Source organism: Prochlorococcus marinus str. AS9601, from assembly GCF_000015645.1.
GTDB classification, from domain to species: Bacteria; Cyanobacteriota; Cyanobacteriia; order PCC-6307; family Cyanobiaceae; genus Prochlorococcus_A; species Prochlorococcus_A marinus_O.
Window position 1 is genome coordinate 1,301,154 of the sequence record NC_008816.1, and the last position, 20,284, is coordinate 1,321,437.

The window sequence follows — 20,284 nt, forward strand, 5'->3', positions numbered from 1 at the left end:
TTATTTAGCTAATTCCATTTTAATGCGATTAAAAAAAAAGATGCCCTAAAAGAGCATCTAGTTATTAAGGGAATAAATAGATTAAAAAATATTACCCTTGAACTCTATCCTTAAAAAGTTTACCTGCAGAGAATGTTGGAACTCTTTTAGCAGGTATTGCTATTTTTTCGCCTGTCTTAGGGTTTAATCCCTGTCTTGCAGAACGATCTCTTGGTTCGAAAGAACCAAATCCTAGTAAGGAGACTTTTTTGCCTTCCACTACTGAGTCAACAATAGTTTCAATAGCTGCATCAACAACTAAAGAAACATCAGTTTTTGTGAGCTCTGTACGAGCAGCAACGAGGTTTACTAAATCAGCTTTGTTCATTGAATTGTTTATAAAGCAGAGATTTTAAGACAAGTTTTTTAAGCAAGCCTAAAAACCTCGAACTTGCATATCATATGGAGCAAATTCAAATACGGCAACCGAAAATGCCGGCGGCGCAAAGCTTTATACAAATCTTAGGGACATTTTTAGCTCCATTATTTATTTTTATAGCGTCACTTTTTTCTTATATAAAATTAGCACCTCTAACTATAAAACAGCTAAAACCATTAGTACCACTTGATTTATCCTTGAAAAATCTAACTTAATTTTTCAAAGAAAAAATGTCAAAGATAAATAAAGTTAAGAATTTGTGCCATTTATTATGTTTTATTAATTTTCAGATATATTTCCTTCTCATCACATGAAAAAGCATAATTTGTATTTTGAAATCAAGAAAAATCTGGTTTTCTCACAATTAAGCTTTCTCTCTAAATCTTTTTATGCATTGAGAAAATGGATAAACAAATTGTAATTAATTTGGAAATTAATAATCTCAAAGTCTAATAAAGTTGATTACTGAAACCTTATATTTTAGTTTTTTTCTCAATTTTGTATCTATTATTCTAATATCAGTAATTTGAATAAATTATCTCAATATTTAATTAATCAATGATAAAGAGAACGTGACTCATATCAATAAAGGTAAACCATTTCCCCTAGGAAGTTCTCTAACTTCACAAGGGGTTAATTTTTCCCTAGTAGCCACAAATGCAGAATATGTAGAAATCTTATTGTTTGAGAAAGAGGGCTCTATTTCCCCAAAAAGTATATTGAAACTAGATCAGAATCATAATACAGGTCCCTACTGGCATGCAGAGGTAAAGAATCTAAATGAAGGTTGTATTTATGCTTTCAGAGTAAAACAAAAAAATAATGCGATCAACAATAACTATGAAAAAAAAGTATTACTCGATCCATGTTCAAGGGGTATAACTGGGTGGGAAAGTTATAAAAGAGAAAATGCATTAAAAACACAAGAAAATACTAATTCTTGTCTTAAAAGCGTTGTTTGCGATAGAAAATTATTTAATTTTAAGGATTTTCCAAGACCGAAACATTCTTGGGAAGAAACAATAATTTATGAACTCCATATCAAATCCTTCACTGAATCAAATGATAAAACCGAAAGTTGTTTCAAGAAATTTTTAAAAAAAATTCCATATCTCAAAGAACTGGGAATTACCTCTATAGAATTACTTCCAATTTTTTGTTTTGATCCAACTGATGCACCAAGTGGTTTAGAGAATTTTTGGGGTTATAGTCCAATTAATTGGTTTACTCCGCATTTTGAATACGTTTCGAATGAATCAGCTGAAAAGAATAGAGAGGAATTTAGAAAATTAGTAGAGGAGTGTCATAAGTCAGGCATTGAAGTTATTTTAGATGTCGTATACAATCACACTTCTGAAGGAGATTACAAAGGGCCTGCGATATGTTGGAAAGGTATAGATGAAAATCTTTATTACTTTATTGGGAAAGATAAAAATTATCAGGACGTATCTGGTTGTGGGAATACTATTGCAGCAAACAGAGGATTAGTTAGAAAACTAATTATTGAATCATTAAAGTGTTGGGCGAGTGAATTTGGAGTAGATGGTTTTAGATTTGATTTAGGTATTGCCTTATCAAGAGGTGAAAATCTTTCGCCACTCGATAATCCTCCAATTTTTGAAGATATAGAATGTGAGCCAGAACTTGTTGATATAAAGTTTATAAGTGAGCCATGGGATTGTGGTGGGTTATATAAATTAGGTGATTTCCCATCTAAGAATACTTTCACTTGGAATGGTCATTTTAGAGATGATTTGCGTAGATTTTGGAAAGGGGATAAAGATACAGCTTGGAATATGAGCGATAAAATCAAAGGTACTCCATCGATTTATAAAGAAGATACTATTTTCCCAAAATCAATAAACTTTATTACTTCACATGATGGATTTACTCTAAAAGATTTAGTAACTTTCAATAGAAAACATAATTTTGCCAATAGAGAACAAAACAGAGATGGTGATAACCATAACAATTCTTGGAATCATGGTACGGAGGGACCAACTACAAATTTATTAATTAATGATTTAAGAAAAAGACAACAAAAAAATCTTATTCTTAGTTTACTTATCTCTAAAGGTGTTCCAATGATACTAATGGGTGATGAGATAGGAAGATCACAAGGCGGTAATAATAATTCTTGGTGCCAAAATAATTTACTGGGCTGGATGAATTGGGAACATGGTCAACAAGATTTGGAATTATTAGAATATTTTAAATACGTTATAAAAATCCGAAAAAAACTAATACACATTTTTAATCCATCATTCTTTCCTAATAATCAAACCAATGAAAATATTCCAACATATCATTGGCATGGAACAAAGTTAGATAGCCCAGATTGGAGTAGTTGGTCACACACAGTTGCATTTAGCATTAACGAAGGCAATACTAATCCGCTGGTCTGGATAGGTTTAAATGCATATTCAAAAAGTATCGATTTCCCTTTGCCGAAATGTAAATATAATTGGCTAAAAGTTGTTGACACTAGCATGTCCGAGATTTTTGAACCCTTAACTATTAATCAAAAATCTGTTTCAATAAAGAGTAGAAGCTCTTTATTAATTATCTCAGAAGAAGTATTTTTGGAAAAAAATAATATATTCTAAAAGCGGGCGGCGGGAATCGAACCCGCATCTTCAGCTTGGAAGGCTGAGGTTTTACCACTAAACCACGCCCGCATTAAGTAATAGAATTACCATTGCAATAATACATTATCAAACAATCAACAAAGTAAAAAGATTGGAAAATTCACACTCGAAAAAAAATATTACTAGATCAACAACAAGATTAATGTTGTCTTATGGGCTAGGAGATGCAGGTACAGGTTTAGTCGCTACGCAATTTGGTTTTTTTCTGTTCAAATTCTTTATTTCTGCTGGTTTACCAGTAATAATTGCAGGTTCATTATTAATGTTAATAAAGATATGGGATGCAGTAAATGATCCGTTGATTGGATGGTTAAGTGATCGTACTAAATCCAGATGGGGGCCTAGAATCCCTTGGATGGTAGCAGCATCTGTTCCGCTTGGTTTATCTTTAGCTGCGATATGGTGGACACCCACTGGTTCCGTGCTAACCAAGACTATTTACTACGCCATAATTTCTATAATCGTAATGACCGCTTATACTAGTATTAATCTTCCTTTTGCAGCTTTATCTACTGAAATTTCTGAAAAAACAGCAATAAGAACAAGATTAAACGCCTCTAGATTTACTGGCTCAATAATTGCAGGACTAACTGGTTTAATCATTGCAGGAGTTGTATTGGGTTCTGAAGGATCAGCAAATAATGAATATTTTTTAATGGGTAAAATAAGCGGATGTATTGCAGTTGCTGCAACATTAATTTCTTGTTGGGGATTGGCTCCATTCGCGAAAAAAGCAAGAAGGCCTTCAGGGAAAGTTGAAGCAATAACACTTCAATTCAAAAGGATCTTCAGAAATAAAAAATTTCTAAAAGTTATTACTCTTTATATTCTTCTCTGGTGCGCCTTACAATTGATGCAAACAGTAGCGTTAATCTATGTAGAGGATGTACTTAATGTTCCAACATACATTGCGAAGTGGATCCCGATACCTTTCCAAATTAGCGCTTTAGTGGGTCTACAAATATGGACCAGAGTATCAAATAAATTGAACAGAATTTCAGCTTTAAACTATGGAGCGATTTTATGGATTATTTCATGTACGGCAGCTTTATTTTTACCTTCTTTATCAAAAATTTCAGGAGTTGGAGATAGTTTATTCCTAAATACCAGCAATATATTTCTGTTCATTCTTTTAATTTTCATAATCTGTCTTATTGGCATTGGGGCTTCAACCGCTTTTCTTATCCCTTGGTCACTACTTCCTGATGCAATAGACGAAGACCCAGAAAAACCAGCAGGATTATATACCGCTTGGATGGTACTTATTCAGAAGATTGGTATCGCGTTTAGTGTTCAATTATTAGGATTTTTATTGTATTTATCAGGTTATCAATCATGCTTTGTTGATAAAGATAGTCTAAATATTATTGAACAATGCTACTCAGCACAATTAACTATTAGATTATGTATTGGTTTTATACCCTCAATATTGGTAATAATTGGTCTTTTAATAATGAGAAAATGGGATCCAAAATTAATTACAAACTAATATAGAGATATGTATTACCCTAATTTTTTCAAAAGACTTCTAAGCAGCTTAATCATTGGCGGGCAAGCAATTAATTTTATCTTTAAGGGTAAAATTTCCAAAAATGATCTCTTTGACCAACTTATGGAGTCAGGTCCGGGCAGCTTATTAATTGTATTAATTACAGGAATTGCTGCAGGTACAGTTTTTAATATTCAAGTTGCATCACAACTTACAAGTATGGGAGTTTCAAGTGAAATTGGAGGTTTATTAGCAGTAGGTATGGCGAGAGAAATGGCTCCTCTTCTAACTGCTACTTTAATGACTGGAAAGGTTGCCACTGCCTATGCTGCTCAACTAGGTACTATGAAAGTCACAGAACAAATTGAGGCAATAACCATGTTAAGGACCGAACCAGTCCAATATTTGGTAGTCCCTAGGTTACTTTCGATGGTAATAATGTCTCCAATACAATGTCTTTTATTTTTATCTGTAGCTTTATGGAGCGGACAAATTTGGAGCACAATTTTTTATAAAGTTCCTCCAATAGTTTTTTGGACATCCGTCAGATCAGGTAATGTGAGTTTAACAAGTACAGACTTAACTTCAATGTTAATAAAATCTGTAGTGTTCGGATTACTTATTTCAATCATTGCTTGTGGATATGGACTCACAACTAAAGGTGGTCCAAAAGAAGTTGGAACAAGTACAACAGGCGCAGTTGTAATGACTCTCGTTACTGTATCTTTAATGGATGTATTTCTAACACAAATTTTATTTGGATAATCCTATGTTTAAAACTAAGTCAAAAAAAGAGGAACCAGTAATAATATCTCCATCATTTCAGTTACCAATCATTCTAATAGTCTTAAGCTTTATGCTTTTGTTTTTGAAAATTGGTTCTTTGCCAACAATAGTTTTTGCTTCTTTTAGCTTTTTTTTATTACTTCAGTCATTCACCTTAAGAATAAAAATAACAAATGATGATTTTATCGTTTTACAATTAGGGAAAGAGATTAGAACTTTTCCATTCAAGAACTGGATATCATGGAAATTCTTTTTCCCTATAATCCCAGGTATTTTTTATTTTAGAGAAAAGTCGAGCCCTCATTTATTGCCAATTTTATTTAATCCAAAGCAATTAAAAGATGAGCTCATTAAAAAAGTTGACTCCTTGGAAATTAAAAATTCTTAAAATTCAGACTTTGCCTATTCCTCAAAATTAATTAAATGACAAATACAGAAATTTCCGACAATAATCCTGAAAAGGAATTAATAATAGATAAGTCAATTTCAGATGATAAAACCAAACAAATTAGTAAGAAAAATACAACGCAAAATAAAAAAATTACACCAAAAAACGACAAATCAATTAAATCTTTTGATGAAATTTCTAATGAAATTTTTAGAGATCTCATTTCAAAAAAAGACTTTTTAGTTAAAGAAATAAAAGAGTTAGAAACAAAAAAAAATGAAATAGAAAAAGATATTGAGTCAAATTTTAAAGGACAGTCAGATAATATTGCTAAGAGAGTTAAAGGCTTTCAAGAGTACTTAACTGGAGCTTTACAGAATCTTTCGCAAAACGTAGAGAAACTTGAATTAGTTTCTCAACCAATAATCGTAAAGCCTTCTCCCCTTGATGAAAAAAAGCAAAACAATATCACAAATAATGTAGTTAATGTTCCCGCTCTTTCTGAAACATTTAAACCAGATGAAGAGATTATAAAAAGTTGCTTTTCAAGTTTTACAGAACAACCTGATTTTTATGCTGAACCTTGGAAATTAAGACGGAGTCTTGATTCATCAGATATAGAAATTATGAGTGATTGGTTCTTTAACATGGGCGGAAGAGGTTCTCTTGAAAGTAGAGGTTCTCGACAAAAAAATGCTTTGTTATCAGCGGGTTTAATCTCTATTCTTGGCGAATTATATGGTGATCAGTTTCAGACTCTTATTTTAGCTTCGCAGCCTGAACGATTAGGTGAATGGAGAAGAATTCTGCAAGATTCACTTGGTCTCACCAGGGATGACTTTGGACCTAATAGTGGGATTGTTCTTTTTGAAAGGCCAGAAGGTGTCATCGAGAGAGCTGATAGATTAGAAGCTAATGAAGAATTGCCATTTATTATCATTGATGCAGCAGAAACCTCTGTTGAAATTCCAATACTTCAATTCCCATTGTGGGTTGCATTTGCTGGTTCAGATAATGAAATTTACGATGATCTTGAACTAAACTAAGCTTTATGAATATCTTAATAATTTTTACAAGTTATCTTTTAGGATCACTTCCGACAGGTTTTTTAATTGGGAAATATCTTAAAAATATAGATCTAAGAACTATAGGTTCTGGATCTACAGGTGCCACAAATGTCTTAAGAAATGTTGGGAAATGGCCAGCACTTTTTGTATTTATCATTGACGTTGGGAAAGGTCTTATTGCAGTAAAAATTGCTCAATATTATACAGATCAAGGATTAATAGAAGTTATAGCAGGGATATCCGCTATATCAGGACATATTTGGCCAATTTGGCTTAGAGGTAAAGGAGGGAAAGCTGTTGCAACTGGATTAGGTATGTTTTTAGCTCTTTCTTGGAAAGTTGGACTCGCATCTCTTGGTATTTTTTTAATAGTCCTAACAAAAACTAAATTTGTTTCTTTATCCAGTATTTCAGCTGCAATCTTACTTCCTATTTTTATGTTTTTTTACCTAGGTAAATTTATTCACTCATATTTTTTTATAAGTTTAATTGTGGCATTATTAGTAATCTGGAAACATAGAACAAACATTAAAAGATTGATTAAGGGAGAAGAATCTAAAATTAATCAGAATCAATAGATTTAAATATTTCTATTAGAGCCATATTAGGATCTATAGCTTTTGATATTGATCTACCAATGACTAACTTAGAAGCGCCATTATCTATAGCTTCATGGGGTGTCATAATTCTATTTTGATCATCTTTACTATCAATATTTAATCTGATTCCTGGTGTAATAAGTTCAAAATTATTCTTATAGTTAGATCTCAACATTTTTACCTCCCAAGGGGAACAAACACATCCATCTAATCCAGCATCAAAAGACAATTTTGCAAGTCTCAATACATTTTCTTCAATTGAATTATTTCTATCAAGATCAGTTTGAAAATCTTTAAGAGAAAAGCTTGTTAAAACAGTTATTCCTACAACAAATGGAGGTTTAACACTGACTGATGTGGCTCCTTCTAAAGATGCTTTCTTCGAATCCTTAAGGGCTTTTAGACCTGCTGAAGCATGAATAGAAATTATATCAACTCCTAATTTTGAAACTTGGAAACATGCTGCACTCATGGTATTTGGAATATCATGAAATTTTAAGTCTAAAAAAATTTTTTTATTTAAACCTTTTAATATTTCAATAACTCTTGGACCTTCCCTAACAAAAAGCTCTAAACCAACTTTCACCCACTTAACATGGGGACATTTTTCCAGAAGTAATTTTGCTTGACTTAAATCTAATCCATCAATTGCCAATATTATTTTATCTTCTGAATTAAATCTTTTATTCATCAATTTTTAGTTTTCAAACCTCTTAATTATTTTTTTTCCAATTTGCAAAATTTTCCCTTCCAAATCATTTTTTGAATTAAAAACTAAATCAGGATTTGTTACTTTTTGACTATCAATTTTTACACCCCCTCCTTTAATAGATCTTTTGGATTCGCTGCTAGATTTGAAAAGTTTTAGAGCACTTAACAAGTAAAAAAACTTTACTGGGAAAACTACTTCTTTTATAGAAATCTCTGGAATTTCTCCAACTTTTTCTTTTTGTCCAAGGAATAATTTTTCGCAATTTGATTGCGCCTTTAATGCTTCTTCAGCCCCATGGAATAAAGTAGTAACTTCTAAAGCCATTCTTCTCTGTAATTCACGAGGATTTGAGTTTTCAAGAAACCTTAAATCTAATTCAGTAAGTAATTCAAAATAGGTAGGAATTATATTATCAGGTACTTTTTCTAATTTTGAATACATTGAAAGAGGATCTTCACTCAAACCGACGGTGTTAAATTCAGATTTACTCATCTTCTTAATACCATCTAAACCTGTCAAAATTGGCAGCAGAACACCAAATTGAGGCTCTTGTTTAAAATGCCTTTGAAGATCTCTTCCTATTGCAATATTAAATTTCTGATCTGTACCTCCAAGCTCAATATCTGATTGAACAACTACCGAATCATAACCTTGTAATAGTGGATATAAGAATTCATGCAAAGCAATTGGAACTTGCGAAGTGTACCTTTTATTAAATTCCTCCTTAGCTAGCATTTGACTAACTGTCGCACTCCCCATTAATTCAATTATCGAATTAAGATTTAATCCTTTTAACCATTCACTGTTATATCTAATTTCTATTCTATCTTTTGAATCAAAATCTAAAATAGATTCATTAGCTGGCTTTCCCATCCCTAATTGGGTTAAATATGTTTTTGCATTATCCTTAACTTGTTTTTCCGATAACTGAACTCTTGTTTTGTTTTTTCCGGTTGGGTCTCCAATTTGAGCAGTAAAATCGCCAATAATTAGAACTGCAATATGTCCATTATCTTGGAACGCCCTAAGTTTTTTAAACAATATGCTGTGCCCAAGATGAATATCTGTTCCGGTTGGATCGATCCCGAGTTTAACCCTTAATTTTTTATTATTTTTTTTCGCATAATCAATTATCTCCAAAAAGGTTTGATCTGTTCCCTTAATTGGAAAATATTCTTCTATTCCTCTTGAAAGCCATGATGGAATTATTAAATTATCTGACATGAAGTTTAACAGTTAAATTTAAGAAGTTTTATCAAGTTCATCCTTCATTCTTATTAAAGTTTTATTCATTTGATCGAACATTTGATCAGGAGTAATCCCAAATTGACTTAACTGTGTCTTTAGTTGTTCTACTGTCATTTTTGCTTGAAAATCTTCAGACAATTCAAATCTCTTCATAAAAACTTTATAACGGTCCATAAGAGATTCCATTTTTTTTATAAACATTTTTTTCCCTTCTCTGTCAAATTTTCCATAATCAGAACCAAGTTTCATAAGTTCTTGGTAATCTGTAAAAAGCTTTTTGGCTTCTTCTTGAACGATGTCTGACTCAAAAAATCCCATTTCTATTTTTTTTACTTCCCAAGATTATGGCTCAATTACAAGATAACAAGAATCTTTTAAATTGATTAGAACATTAATAAATTTTAGTTTATAAATAATTCTTTGATTTATATTTTTTCATAATTAAATTTAGTAGAGATGTTTCATAAATATTGGAAAAATTTAACGTAAATAATATTTCAAACCAAAATAGACAATTTGAATTATTTGGTTCTAATGTAAATACATCAATTAATTTTCAGCACTCAAATAATCTAAAAATCAAAGGCGAAATCCTAACTGAATGGAGAAATAGAATATACAATCACCAATTCAAAATTTCAAAAGACACACACAATAAAATTTTGCGCCAAACAAGTCTTCCTATAAATACAATTTCCAATGAAATAAAAATTGATCCTTTTTCCTTGCAGCCATTATCATTGAACTTTTGGAGAACCAATCAATATATACATAATGGTCCAGCAATGTATTTTGTAATTGACTCGATGGATAATTCTAAAATAATCCTTTATATAGGAGAAACAAATTCAGCAAATAAAAGATGGAAGGGAGAACATGACTGTAAAAATTACCTCATAAACTATAAAGAAGCCCTAGCTCATAACAAACTCTCAAGTCATCAAGATATTCGTTTTTTCTTAGATGTACCCAAAGAAGTAAAATTAAGACGTAAATTAGAACAGCAACTGATATATTTATGGTTACCACCTTTTAATAAAGAAACTCGAGATAGGTGGGCAACTACTTTCACAAACAACTAAAAGTTAATTAAATCCATTTAACAAATGCAATTTTCCACATTCCAAACAAATCTAGATAACTGGCAAGGTGCTTCATTAATTTTTGGAGTTCTAGAGGAAGAAATTGCAAGCCAACTTGAAAACATAAAATTTGTTGTTGACCCAAAATTATTACTAAAAAAAGTTACTCAAAAAAAATTCAAAGGAGAAAAAGGAAAAACTTTAAGCTTTGAATTTTTAGATCAAAAATTAGAAACTTTAATCATAGTTGGTCTTGGCAAATCAAAAGACCTAAACAAAAGTGATATAGAAAACTCTATAGGAAATCTAGTTAGGAAAACTGTTGATAAAAATGCAAAAATCAGCATCTTGCTACCTTGGGAATTAATAAATTCACAACTAGAGATAACTAAACTAGCAGAATCAGCCAGATTATCTGCCTATAAGGACAATAGATTTAATAAGAAAAAAGATGAAAAGAAAGTTCTTAAAGAAATAGAGTTTTTGAATTTAAAACAATTTGAGAATATTAGCTTTGAAGAGACAGCACAAATATGTGAAGGTGTAGAACTAGCTAGAAAACTTGTAGCCGCCCCTCCAAATAGTCTTACACCTCAGGAAATGTCTTTACAAGCTTCTAAAATAGCTAAAGATCATGGTTTGGAAGTAAAAATTTTAGAGGCAAAAGATTGTGAAGATTTAGAAATGGGTGCATATTTAGCTGTAGCAAAAGGTTCTGATCTAGATCCTAAATTTATACATCTTACTTTGAAGTCAGAGGGGCCTATAAAAGAAAAGATTGCACTTGTTGGGAAGGGTTTAACCTTTGATTCTGGAGGGTACAATCTGAAAGTAGGAGCCTCTCAAATTGAAATGATGAAATATGATATGGGAGGAAGCGCTGCAGTTTTAGGAGCAGCAAAAGCACTTGGAGCAATAAAACCAAAGGGATTAGAAATTCATTTTATTGTGGCAGCTTGCGAAAACATGATAAATGGATCTGCTGTTCATCCTGGAGATGTAGTTAAAGCATCAAATGGTAAGACAATTGAAATAAATAATACTGATGCAGAGGGTAGGCTCACATTAGCTGATGCTTTAACTTATGCATCCAATTTAAACCCCGATTCAATAATAGATCTTGCCACTTTAACAGGAGCTATCGTTGTTGCATTAGGGAATGATGTAGCTGGATTCTGGAGCAATAATGATGATCTAGCAAATGACCTAAAAGCTGCATCAGCCCAGTCTGGAGAAAAATTATGGCAAATGCCTTTACAAAAATCTTATAAAGAAGGGTTAAAGTCTCATATAGCTGACATGAAAAATACAGGCCCTAGAGCAGGTGGGTCAATAACTGCGGCTTTGTTTCTAGAGGAATTCTTTGATTCAGAGATTAAATGGGCTCATATTGATATTGCTGGGACTTGTTGGACTGATAAGAATAAAGGAATTAATCCATCAGGTGCAACCGGTTTTGGAGTTAAAACTCTTGTTCAATGGATTAAAAATAAATAACTATATTTAAATCATTCATTCCAAATATTTATCGATCTAGCGTTATCACCCCATAATTTATCCAACCTTTGATCTCTACCACATGAGAATCTATAGAATTTGTATTTTAATTCATTTCTCTCAGCAAAATCCTGATGATATTCTTCAGCCAACCAAAATTGACCTTTTGATTTTAACTCTACAGATATTTTTTCTATTGGCACTCTCAACTCATTGGAGGCCGAAACAATTGCATTTATTGCATCACTTTTCTCAGTTGCATCTTTGAAAAAGATTACTGGCCTATATGAATCTCCACGATCACAAAATTGACCTTTGCCGTCCAGAGGATCAATATTTCTGAAATAGAGCCTAAGTATCTCGGGTAAAGTTACCAAATTGGAGTCATAGTCGATCAAAACCACTTCTTGATATCCTTCATGATTTTCGTAAGTAGGATTTTGCAAATCTCCACCTGAATAGCCACTTTGAACAAAATTTATCCCCTTTAAAGACTCTAAATCATGTTCTAAGCACCAAAAACAACCTCCTGCAAGAATCAATTCATCTGCAAAAGCGTTGACAGGGGTCATAAATAGTGAAAAAGCGACTATTAGAGGTAACAAATATTTCATTTTTTTATTATAAAGTTCAAATAATAGAATTAATAATCTCTTTTGCAGTTCTTTGGACTACACCTTCTTCACCTAATTCTTTTTTTAAAAAAGCATAACCTTTTTTTATTTTTATCTTTTCTGACTTTCCCTCTAGAATCCTGCAAGATTTATAGAAGATTTTATTTTCGTCAAACTCTTTCTGTACAAATTCAGGAATTATTAATTTATTAACTAATAAATTTACAGGGGAGATAAATCTTACTTTGAAATTGAGTATTTTTTTAGCAATAAAAGCAGTTACCCTACTTACTCTATAACCAACAATCTGTGGAATTCCATATAAAGCTAATTCCATATTAACTGTCCCAGATTTACAAAAAGCAATTTTAGTAAGCGAATAAATATAAGGCTTTAATTTTGCACTATCTTTTTGAGAAATAACAAGACCTTTAACTTGATATTTCCTGAAGGCTTTTTTGAATATTTCATCAAAAGCCCTCCTACAGGAGGGAATATAGACAACCAAACTTGGATATTTTTGTTGTAATTTTTTAGCCGCTCTCATAAAAGTAGGTAAAATATATCGTAATTCTTGAGGTCTTGATGCGGGCATCAAAAGTAGAATGTTTTGATCTGGGCGAAGATTCAGAATAGTTCTGGCATTTTTCTTTAAAGGAAGTTTTTTTGTCAAATCAATCATTGGATGACCAACCCACAAAACATTTCCACCCCTTTTTTTATAAAAAACTGCTTCTTTCTTGAAAATCGCAAAAATTTTATCAGAAAATTTTATTAGATTTGTCGTAGTATTGTTGCCAACCCTCCAAGCCCACTCTTGAGGCGCGATATAGTAAAAAATTGGAACATTAGTCTTCGATCTTTTTAATTTAGTTCCAATTTTTATATTGGGGCCCATATAGTCAATCAAAATTAAGCAATCAGGCGGATTTTTTTTTAGTAATTTATAGAACCTTTTTTGAATTCTTATTGTTGGAAGAATAAGAGGTAAAGCCTCCCAAATCCCTATTGCACTAATTGATGTAGTATCTTGAAGAATTTTTACACCTTCTTTCTTCATCCTTTCACCACCTAATCCGCAAATTTCTAAATCTATGAATTTCTTTTTAGCTTCCTCTAATAATGCTTTTGATAACAAACTTCCGTGCAAATCACCAGATACTTCTCCAGTACTTATAAATATCTTTTTATTCATAAATTCACTACTGGCATTGGTCCTCGTCTTTCTTTAGATATTGACTCTTTTAAAAAATTACATAATTTTGAAGATGAAAGATCTAATTCTCTGTTCATGGCTTTTTCTAATGAATTTGTAATAGTATCGCTAGATTTAAAAAGAAGATTCCAAGTACTTTGAAGTAATTTAAAATCAAAATCTTTGTTTTCCATCAAACCACTTCTTTTAATTCCAATCCTATTCAAACCTCTTAATCTTCCTGGATGTCCTTCTGCCAAACAAAAAGGAGGTACATCCCTATCTACTCTTGTCATTCCTCCAATCATTGCCAAATATCCAATATGTACAAATTGGTGGATACCTAAACAGCCACCAATAATAGCTTTTTCTTCAATCTTTACATGGCCTGCAACTTGAACACTATTTGATAAAACTATCCCATTTGCAAGTTCACAATTATGGCCAATGTGGGAGTAAGCCATTAACAAATTATTATTACCAATAATAGTTTTCTCTCCTTCATCAGTTGCCTTATTTATAGTTACGCATTCTCTAAAAGTATTATTATCTCCAATGATTACTTCGGTAAATGCCCCCTTATATTTAAGATCTTGGGGATCAAGTCCTATAAACACATTAGGGAAAACTTTATTGTTTATTCCAATTTTAGTTCTTCCAGTAATAACAGCATTCGGTCCTATCTCCGTTCCTTTCCCAATAGTCACATCAGGACCGATAATAGCTCCTTGAGCGATAATGACCCCATCATGCAGTTCTGCCTTTGGATCAACAAAAGCGTTTGGGTGAATTTTAACACCACTAAAGATTGACTTTGATTCAGTATTTTTATTTTCCATTTTCTTAGTCGACTAATGAGAACATTAATTCTCCAGAACAAACCAACTTCCCATCAACATGAGCCTCACCTTTAACTTTGCCAAATCTTTGTCTTTTAATACTTAATAAATCACAAGAAATTATCAATTGATCTCCAGGTACAACAGGTTTTCTGAATTTAACATTATTGATTCCAGCAAAGACGAAAAGTCCTTTAGGAAGATTCTGCATCTGGGTTACTATGATTCCCCCAACTTGAGCCATTGATTCAACAATGAGTACTCCTGGCATTAAGGGCCTTTCAGGAAAATGGCCCTGAAATTGAGGCTCATTTATAGTTACATTTTTTACTGCAACAGCTCTCTCCCCAGGAATATTCTCTATGACTTTATCTACAAGAGCAAAGGGATATCTGTGAGGTAATAAACCTAGTATGTTCTCAGATGAGAGTTGATTATTTTCACTGGATAATTTCTTTTCCAAAACGATTAAAGATAAAGTTAATTTTTTAGCGATGAGGCTAATAAAGCATTTAAAGAGTGTGACCCTTTATATACTAAAATTTGAGCCTTAGGTAACCCTACCAAAGCCAAGTCCCCAATAAGGTCTAAAATTTTATGTCTTATTGGTTCATTATCAAATCTTAATGGTGGATTAACCCATTTTTCACCGTCACAAACAAGCGCATTTTCCAAACTTCCTCCTTTTATTAATCCAAGTTCACTTAACTCTTGAAATTGATCTTTAAAACCAAATGTTCTGGCAGGAGCAATCTTTTCAACAAAACTTTTTGGATTTAAATCAATCACAAAAGTTTGATTTCCAATTGCTTTATAGTCAAAACTTATGGTAGATATAATTGTAGTTTTTTCAGAAGGAGTTGCTGCTATAACTGAGTCTTCTTTATTTAAAATTATTGATTTATTAATCTCTCGAAAGAAATTATCTGGTCTAGGAGCTTTTTTTATCCCTACTTCTTCAAAATCTCTAACCCACTGAATTGCCGATCCATCTAAAAGAGGAATCTCTTTCCCGTCAACTTCAATATGTATATAACTCAATCCACAACCTGCCATTGATGATAATAAATGTTCGATAGTATACAAATTTCTACCCCCTAATTTAACAGCTGTACAAAGCATCGTACTTCCAATTAAATCCTGAGTTAACTTAAAAATCTCGTCTGGTTTATCCCTGAAAGATATATAAAACCCTTCTTTCTCATAAGAGGAAATTATAACTCTCGTTTTTTCTCCACTGTGTAGGCCTATACCTTCTCTGGAGATAACACCCGCCAGGGTATAACAATGATCATAATTAGCAGGCCAAGAAAACACTTAAAACTTCCATCCAACTCCAAGTGTATATCTCCAATCTCCACTTAGGTCTTTGCTAGCAAAATCTAATCTTAGTGGACCTATTGGTGTTTTAACCCCAACTCCCCCTCCAAGGGAAAAACCAGAACCTGATTTCTTCAATAATTTACCTGGTTTTCCAGGAACGTCCTTTTGAGAGCCTAAATCACTTCCACCATCGACAAATAAAGCTCCTGATATCATTCTCCAAACTGGGAATCTATATTCTACTGTACCCTCAACAAAACTTCTACTTACAGCCAAATCACAAGATCCCCAACCTCTAACAGATGATGTTCCTCCCATACAAAATGCTTCGTAAGGAGGTAATTCTCCAAGAATAGTTCCTGCTTTAAATTGAAATCCAATAGCTTGCGGACAGTCTTCGCTATTAGCATTACTTGACTTACACGCTTTCGTTAAATTTATTAATTTTGTTGGAATGAAAAATGAATATGAGGCTCTCATTCTATTAAATGTTGGAGAGTTTTCCCCCATAGAAAAAAATTGTTCAGTACCAAAGCTAAATTTATTTCCTGCAGTTGGGTTGATGGAATTGTTTAAATTATTTCTAGAAGTACTTGCGATAACACTCACTAATGTATTTTCTTCAGGGCATGAATCATCATTTGGAGTAAATCCAATACAAATAATATCGCTTATATTATTTCTGGTTGTGGTTGGCGTCCTATCACCATAAGGTTTCTTGTTTCCATCACCATCAATCATCTTAACCTTCTTAAAATTCATTCCTGCAAGAATTCGCCATTTAGAGATCTTAAATGGATCTCCGCCATTAAATGGCCTTGAGAAAGAAAATCCACCTCCTGTTTTTTCTAAAACTATTGATGAAAAACTATCAGAGCTAGATGGTATTTGATCATCTACTGAATATAATTTCCCATGCTTTTCACTTTTAAATTCTTGTGGATAATCTCTACTTAAAAAAATATTTGTTCTAAAAGATGTTTTATGTTTATCTCCTTTAATCCATGGATCAGATAATGAAAAATTATAGGTGGTTGAATATTCTCCAAAATTTAAATTTAAATTTGTAGACCATGCTCTTCCTAGTGCATTTGTTTCCTGCAAACCAATTGTGGCAAAGATACCCGAACTATTGCTATATCCAAGTCCACCTGTAAGTGATCCTGTTCTTTGCTCGCTCACATCTAAAAAAATAATGACTTGATCAGGATTTAAATCATCAGGGCCAAGAGAAACCTTTACATCATCAAATAATGATGTGGCATAGAGTCTACCGATATCTGCTTCCAAAATTTTTCTATTAAATATTGAACCAGGTTGCGTTTTTAATTCTCTCTTTATGACCCAATCTTTTGTTTTCCCTTTTCTAGGTTTTCCATCAGTAACAAATTCACCATCAGAATCTGGGAATCTTATTTTTACGTCAGATATAATTCCCTCAGAAACTTTTAATGCTATTACTCCGTTGTCTGAGATTCTATCGGGGCCATTAATTCTAGCTAAAGAATAACCCTCTTTTTCATAACGTTTTTTTATTATTTGTATCTTATTTTGAAATTCATTTAAGTTCAGAGTTGTCCCATAATAGTTATTAAAAATATCATCTACGTATTCATTAGAGATTACAGAGTTAACTGGTTGAAGTTCAACTTTCTTCAAGATTGGATTAGGCACTACATTTACAATCAGCCTCACGCCTAGTGGCCCTTCTTGAGATTTTATTTTGACTCCTGAAAACCAACCACTAGCATATATTGCATTTAGGTCTTGATTTAAAATTCGATTATCAACAATACTTCCAGGTTTTATGCTCATAGAGTCATATGCAGCCAATTCTAGTTTTCTACCCTCAGGATGATTTTCCCAACCTTCGATAATTATTTCTGAGATAAGAACACTTTCTTCAGTAATATCATTTTTATTTTCTGCAAGAAGAAAATTTTTCTCTTGTTTAGTATCAATCCCTTGAAATAAACCATTATTAATATTTTGTATGTCTAAGGTTTTTATTGATTGATCAACATCATTTGGCAAGAACTTAGCGGCCAGTTCTGAATTATTTGATATCAAAATCAAAGGAGAGCAGGCAACATTTGTGAAAACCTTTCCAAATTTTAAAAAATGTTTTTGCATAATACTTTTTATCAAGATAAATAAGTCATTATTTATTCAATTAGGTAGTAGAAAATCGTTCATTCTTCGGTGAATTTCAGTATAAGCTTCAATTAGACCACCTAAATCATTCCTAAATCTATCTTTATCTAGACTTACGATTGTATCATTTTTTTGATTTAAATCCCACAATCTACAATTATCAGGGCTTATTTCGTCCGCAAGAAGTATATTATTTCTAAAGTCATAACCAAATTCCAACTTGAAATCCACAAGTTGAAGTTGAATACTTTTAAAAAAACTTTTCAGGATTACATTAATCTTCAAAGTTAACTTTATTATTAACTCTAAATCATGAGGACTTAGTATGTTCATTAATTCAATTCTATCTTTTGTGATAAGGGGATCATTAAGTTCATCATTTTTAAGATAGATATCAATGAGTGGTTTTGATAGGGGAGTTCCAGGTTTAATAGTCGTTTGTTTACATAAGGAGCCATAAGCAATATTTCTTAGAACAATTTCTAATGGTATAACTTTTATTTTTTTTGCAATAATCGTGTTTCATTTCAAGTTCAATAAAATGAGTTGGTATATCATTTTAATGAGAATTCAAAATTCTTGCACTTATTAAGCAATTAAGTTTGCCTTTTCCTTCAAATTTTTCTTTTTTAACGCATTAAAAGCTGTAGCATCATCTTTAAATTCAATTTTTACTTTATCTAAATCATCATGAGTAAATACTTTTTTTGCTTTGCCTTCATAAATCAATTTATATTTATTATTCATTAATTTAAAACCTTATTATGATTACTAAATTACTTTTTGTAATTAACATAAATATTAGAGATCAATCTTAAATGATCTTAAATGATTTCATTTCATCTTAACTGATTATTCATCAAAACCTCAAAACCTTAAAAAAACGAATATATGGGAAGTCATTCACCAAGTTCTAGGAGCTCTATTAGATTAGAAAATATATTAATAATTGGAAATGGCGGGAGAGAAAACTCTTTGGCTTGGGCTATTCAAAAAAATGAATTAGTTAAAAAAGTTTATTTAATACCTGGCAACGCTGGTTCAGAAAGAATAAATAAATGTAAAAGAATAAAAATTGATATAAATAATAAAAATGAACTAGTTGAAAAGCTTGATTTTTTGAAAATAGATTTAGTTGTTATCGGACCAGAAATACCTCTAGCAAATGGATTAGCTGATTTTCTTCGCAAAAAAAATTTTAAAGTATTTGGTCCTAATAAAGATGGAGCAAAATTAGAATTTAGTAAATCTTGGGCAAAGGAATTTATGCAAGACGCAAATATTCCAACTGCAAACTTTTGGAAAGTCAATTCTTTAGAAGAAGCCAAAAAAATCATCAATTCAGCATCAATTCCATTGGTAGTAAAAGCAGATGGTCTAGCTTCAGGTAAGGGTGTTTTTATTCCTAATTCAAAAGATGAATGCTTTGCAGCTGCAGAGTCAATTTTTAATGGTAGATTTGGCAACTCTGGGAATATAGTTGTTCTAGAAGAAAAAATTCAAGGGCCAGAAGTTTCAGTTTTTGCTTTATGCGATGGGAAGAGATACACATTACTTCCAACCGCCCAAGATCACAAAAGACTTAATGAGAAAGATAAAGGACCAAATACAGGTGGTATGGGAGCCTATTCTCCTGCCCCATTATTAACAGAAGCTTACCTTGACAGAATTATTAAAGAGATAATTGAACCTACAATAGATGAATTAAATAAAAGAAATATTGACTATAGAGGTGTAATTTACTTTGGGTTAATGATCACAGAATCTGGGCCTAAAGTTATAGAATACAATTGCAGATTTGGTGATCCAGAATGCCAGACAATAATGCCTTTGATGGATCAGAATTTCGTATTTCTTTTAGAGAAATGTTCAATGGGAAATTTAACTAGTGGTGAAAAAATTAATACATCTGATAAAGTTAGCGGTTGTGTAATAGCGACCTCACAAGGTTATCCTTTCGAATATGAAACTGGATTTGAAATAAATATAGGTAAGATTGATTCGAATGATTGTCAAATTTTCGACTCAGGTACCTCTTCTAATGAAAATGGGAAATTATTAACTAGTGGAGGAAGAGTCTTAAGTGTTGTCTGCCAAGATAAAGATTTCGATTTGGTTTTTGAAAAAGCATACAAGAATTTAAAAAAAATCCATTTTAAGGGAATTTACTTCAGAAATGACATAGGTTATCAAGTCAGAAAAAACTTTTCAAAGGAGAATTAAGA

General features: G+C 31.9%; 19 protein-coding genes, 1 tRNA gene and 1 pseudogene. 9 read left to right on the forward strand and 12 right to left on the reverse strand.

Features of this window, described 5'->3' with window-relative positions:
• Nucleotides 1-91 precede the first annotated feature (91 nt).
• Complete coding sequence (locus A9601_RS16325; protein WP_002806330.1) at nucleotides 92-367, reverse strand: HU family DNA-binding protein; 276 nt, start codon at nucleotides 365-367, stop codon at nucleotides 92-94.
• Nucleotides 368-990: 623 nt separating this feature from the next.
• On the opposite strand from A9601_RS16325, the gene A9601_RS16335 reads away from it, so the two are divergent.
• Entirely contained in the window at nucleotides 991-3,024 is a 2,034-nt protein-coding gene (locus A9601_RS16335) for a glycogen debranching protein (protein WP_011818938.1), read from the forward strand.
• A gap of 1 nt (nucleotide 3,025) precedes the next feature.
• On the opposite strand, the gene A9601_RS16340 is transcribed toward A9601_RS16335, so the two are convergent.
• Nucleotides 3,026-3,096, reverse strand: a tRNA-Gly gene (locus A9601_RS16340).
• Between the two features lie 112 nt (nucleotides 3,097-3,208).
• Between A9601_RS16340 and A9601_RS16345 the strand changes: the two genes are divergently transcribed.
• From A9601_RS16345 to plsY, 5 genes are read left to right on the forward strand one after another with little or no spacing between them, the layout of a single operon-like run.
• On the forward strand, nucleotides 3,209-4,555 hold the full coding sequence (locus A9601_RS16345; RefSeq protein ID WP_011818939.1) for an MFS transporter: 1,347 nt from the start codon (nucleotides 3,209-3,211) through the stop codon (nucleotides 4,553-4,555).
• A gap of 9 nt (nucleotides 4,556-4,564) precedes the next feature.
• Nucleotides 4,565-5,320: an MlaE family ABC transporter permease gene (locus A9601_RS16350; protein WP_011818940.1), complete on the forward strand. Its 756-nt coding sequence runs from the start codon at nucleotides 4,565-4,567 to the stop codon at nucleotides 5,318-5,320.
• Nucleotides 5,321-5,324: 4 nt separating this feature from the next.
• Nucleotides 5,325-5,729 (forward strand): DUF3119 family protein, encoded by a 405-nt coding sequence (locus A9601_RS16355; protein WP_041484630.1) that lies wholly within the window; start codon nucleotides 5,325-5,327, stop codon nucleotides 5,727-5,729.
• Nucleotides 5,730-5,764: 35 nt separating this feature from the next.
• Nucleotides 5,765-6,775: a DUF3086 domain-containing protein gene (locus A9601_RS16360; RefSeq protein ID WP_011818942.1), complete on the forward strand. Its 1,011-nt coding sequence runs from the start codon at nucleotides 5,765-5,767 to the stop codon at nucleotides 6,773-6,775.
• Between the two features lie 5 nt (nucleotides 6,776-6,780).
• Nucleotides 6,781-7,374, forward strand: coding sequence for a glycerol-3-phosphate 1-O-acyltransferase PlsY (gene plsY / locus A9601_RS16365; RefSeq protein ID WP_011818943.1), 594 nt, complete (start codon nucleotides 6,781-6,783; stop codon nucleotides 7,372-7,374).
• Here plsY and pyrF read toward each other — a convergent pair.
• Genes pyrF through A9601_RS16380 form a run of 3 tightly spaced genes read right to left on the reverse strand, consistent with a single transcriptional unit; the run spans nucleotide 7,358 to nucleotide 9,673 of the window.
• Nucleotides 7,358-8,086 carry an orotidine-5'-phosphate decarboxylase gene (gene pyrF, locus A9601_RS16370; protein WP_011818944.1) on the reverse strand — a complete coding sequence of 243 codons (729 nt, stop codon included), beginning with the start codon at nucleotides 8,084-8,086 and terminating at the stop codon, nucleotides 7,358-7,360. The genes plsY and pyrF overlap by 17 nt on opposite strands.
• A gap of 6 nt (nucleotides 8,087-8,092) precedes the next feature.
• Entirely contained in the window at nucleotides 8,093-9,331 is a 1,239-nt protein-coding gene (tyrS, locus tag A9601_RS16375; protein WP_011818945.1) for a tyrosine--tRNA ligase, read from the reverse strand.
• An 18-nt stretch (nucleotides 9,332-9,349) separates the two neighbouring features.
• Nucleotides 9,350-9,673: a DUF1825 family protein gene (locus A9601_RS16380; RefSeq protein WP_002807348.1), complete on the reverse strand. Its 324-nt coding sequence runs from the start codon at nucleotides 9,671-9,673 to the stop codon at nucleotides 9,350-9,352.
• A 152-nt stretch (nucleotides 9,674-9,825) separates the two neighbouring features.
• Between A9601_RS16380 and A9601_RS16385 the strand changes: the two genes are divergently transcribed.
• Nucleotides 9,826-10,437 carry a hypothetical protein gene (locus A9601_RS16385; protein ID WP_011818946.1) on the forward strand — a complete coding sequence of 204 codons (612 nt, stop codon included), beginning with the start codon at nucleotides 9,826-9,828 and terminating at the stop codon, nucleotides 10,435-10,437.
• 24 nt (nucleotides 10,438-10,461) lie between these two features.
• Nucleotides 10,462-11,934 carry a leucyl aminopeptidase gene (locus A9601_RS16390; RefSeq protein WP_011818947.1) on the forward strand — a complete coding sequence of 491 codons (1,473 nt, stop codon included), beginning with the start codon at nucleotides 10,462-10,464 and terminating at the stop codon, nucleotides 11,932-11,934.
• Between the two features lie 11 nt (nucleotides 11,935-11,945).
• Here the strand turns inward: A9601_RS16390 and msrA are convergent, their stop codons facing one another.
• From msrA to A9601_RS18255, 7 genes and pseudogenes are all read right to left on the reverse strand, one after another.
• Nucleotides 11,946-12,548, reverse strand: coding sequence for a peptide-methionine (S)-S-oxide reductase MsrA (gene msrA, locus A9601_RS16395; protein WP_011818948.1), 603 nt, complete (start codon nucleotides 12,546-12,548; stop codon nucleotides 11,946-11,948).
• A 16-nt stretch (nucleotides 12,549-12,564) separates the two neighbouring features.
• On the reverse strand, nucleotides 12,565-13,743 hold the full coding sequence (gene lpxB, locus A9601_RS16400) for a lipid-A-disaccharide synthase (protein WP_011818949.1): 1,179 nt from the start codon (nucleotides 13,741-13,743) through the stop codon (nucleotides 12,565-12,567).
• Entirely contained in the window at nucleotides 13,740-14,582 is an 843-nt protein-coding gene (gene lpxA / locus A9601_RS16405; RefSeq protein WP_011818950.1) for an acyl-ACP--UDP-N-acetylglucosamine O-acyltransferase, read from the reverse strand. The genes lpxB and lpxA overlap by 4 nt, the downstream gene beginning before the upstream one ends.
• Before the next feature lie 4 nt (nucleotides 14,583-14,586).
• Nucleotides 14,587-15,045, reverse strand: a complete 459-nt coding sequence (fabZ, locus tag A9601_RS16410) for a 3-hydroxyacyl-ACP dehydratase FabZ (protein ID WP_011818951.1) — start codon at nucleotides 15,043-15,045, stop codon at nucleotides 14,587-14,589.
• A 17-nt stretch (nucleotides 15,046-15,062) separates the two neighbouring features.
• Complete coding sequence (lpxC, locus tag A9601_RS16415) at nucleotides 15,063-15,899, reverse strand: UDP-3-O-acyl-N-acetylglucosamine deacetylase (RefSeq protein ID WP_011818952.1); 837 nt, start codon at nucleotides 15,897-15,899, stop codon at nucleotides 15,063-15,065.
• Nucleotides 15,900-18,038 (reverse strand): BamA/TamA family outer membrane protein, encoded by a 2,139-nt coding sequence (locus A9601_RS16420; RefSeq protein WP_011818953.1) that lies wholly within the window; start codon nucleotides 18,036-18,038, stop codon nucleotides 15,900-15,902.
• A 36-nt stretch (nucleotides 18,039-18,074) separates the two neighbouring features.
• Nucleotides 18,075-18,806: pseudogene (locus A9601_RS18255) on the reverse strand (phosphoribosylaminoimidazolesuccinocarboxamide synthase).
• A gap of 144 nt (nucleotides 18,807-18,950) precedes the next feature.
• Here A9601_RS18255 and purD point away from each other — a divergent pair.
• Nucleotides 18,951-20,282 carry a phosphoribosylamine--glycine ligase gene (gene purD, locus A9601_RS16430; RefSeq protein ID WP_011818956.1) on the forward strand — a complete coding sequence of 444 codons (1,332 nt, stop codon included), beginning with the start codon at nucleotides 18,951-18,953 and terminating at the stop codon, nucleotides 20,280-20,282.
• Nucleotides 20,283-20,284: the final 2 nt, after the last annotated feature.

Bases quoted from the DNA above. Each gene is read 5' to 3' on its own strand.
- A9601_RS16325 (WP_002806330.1), bottom strand. From the start codon at position 367: ATGAACAAAGCTGATTTAGTAAACCTCGTTGCTGCTCGTACAGAGCTC.
- A9601_RS16345 (WP_011818939.1), top strand. From the start codon at position 3,209: ATGTTGTCTTATGGGCTAGGAGATGCAGGTACAGGTTTAGTCGCTACG.
- A9601_RS16350 (WP_011818940.1), top strand. From the start codon at position 4,565: ATGTATTACCCTAATTTTTTCAAAAGACTTCTAAGCAGCTTAATCATT.
- A9601_RS16355 (WP_041484630.1), top strand. From the start codon at position 5,325: ATGTTTAAAACTAAGTCAAAAAAAGAGGAACCAGTAATAATATCTCCA.
- A9601_RS16360 (WP_011818942.1), top strand. From the start codon at position 5,765: ATGACAAATACAGAAATTTCCGACAATAATCCTGAAAAGGAATTAATA.
- plsY (WP_011818943.1), top strand. From the start codon at position 6,781: ATGAATATCTTAATAATTTTTACAAGTTATCTTTTAGGATCACTTCCG.
- pyrF (WP_011818944.1), bottom strand. From the start codon at position 8,086: ATGAATAAAAGATTTAATTCAGAAGATAAAATAATATTGGCAATTGAT.
- tyrS (WP_011818945.1), bottom strand. From the start codon at position 9,331: ATGTCAGATAATTTAATAATTCCATCATGGCTTTCAAGAGGAATAGAA.
- A9601_RS16380 (WP_002807348.1), bottom strand. From the start codon at position 9,673: ATGGGATTTTTTGAGTCAGACATCGTTCAAGAAGAAGCCAAAAAGCTT.
- A9601_RS16390 (WP_011818947.1), top strand. From the start codon at position 10,462: ATGCAATTTTCCACATTCCAAACAAATCTAGATAACTGGCAAGGTGCT.
- msrA (WP_011818948.1), bottom strand. From the start codon at position 12,548: ATGAAATATTTGTTACCTCTAATAGTCGCTTTTTCACTATTTATGACC.
- lpxB (WP_011818949.1), bottom strand. From the start codon at position 13,743: ATGAATAAAAAGATATTTATAAGTACTGGAGAAGTATCTGGTGATTTG.
- lpxA (WP_011818950.1), bottom strand. From the start codon at position 14,582: ATGGAAAATAAAAATACTGAATCAAAGTCAATCTTTAGTGGTGTTAAA.
- A9601_RS16420 (WP_011818953.1), bottom strand. From the start codon at position 18,038: ATGCAAAAACATTTTTTAAAATTTGGAAAGGTTTTCACAAATGTTGCC.
- purD (WP_011818956.1), top strand. From the start codon at position 18,951: ATGGGAAGTCATTCACCAAGTTCTAGGAGCTCTATTAGATTAGAAAAT.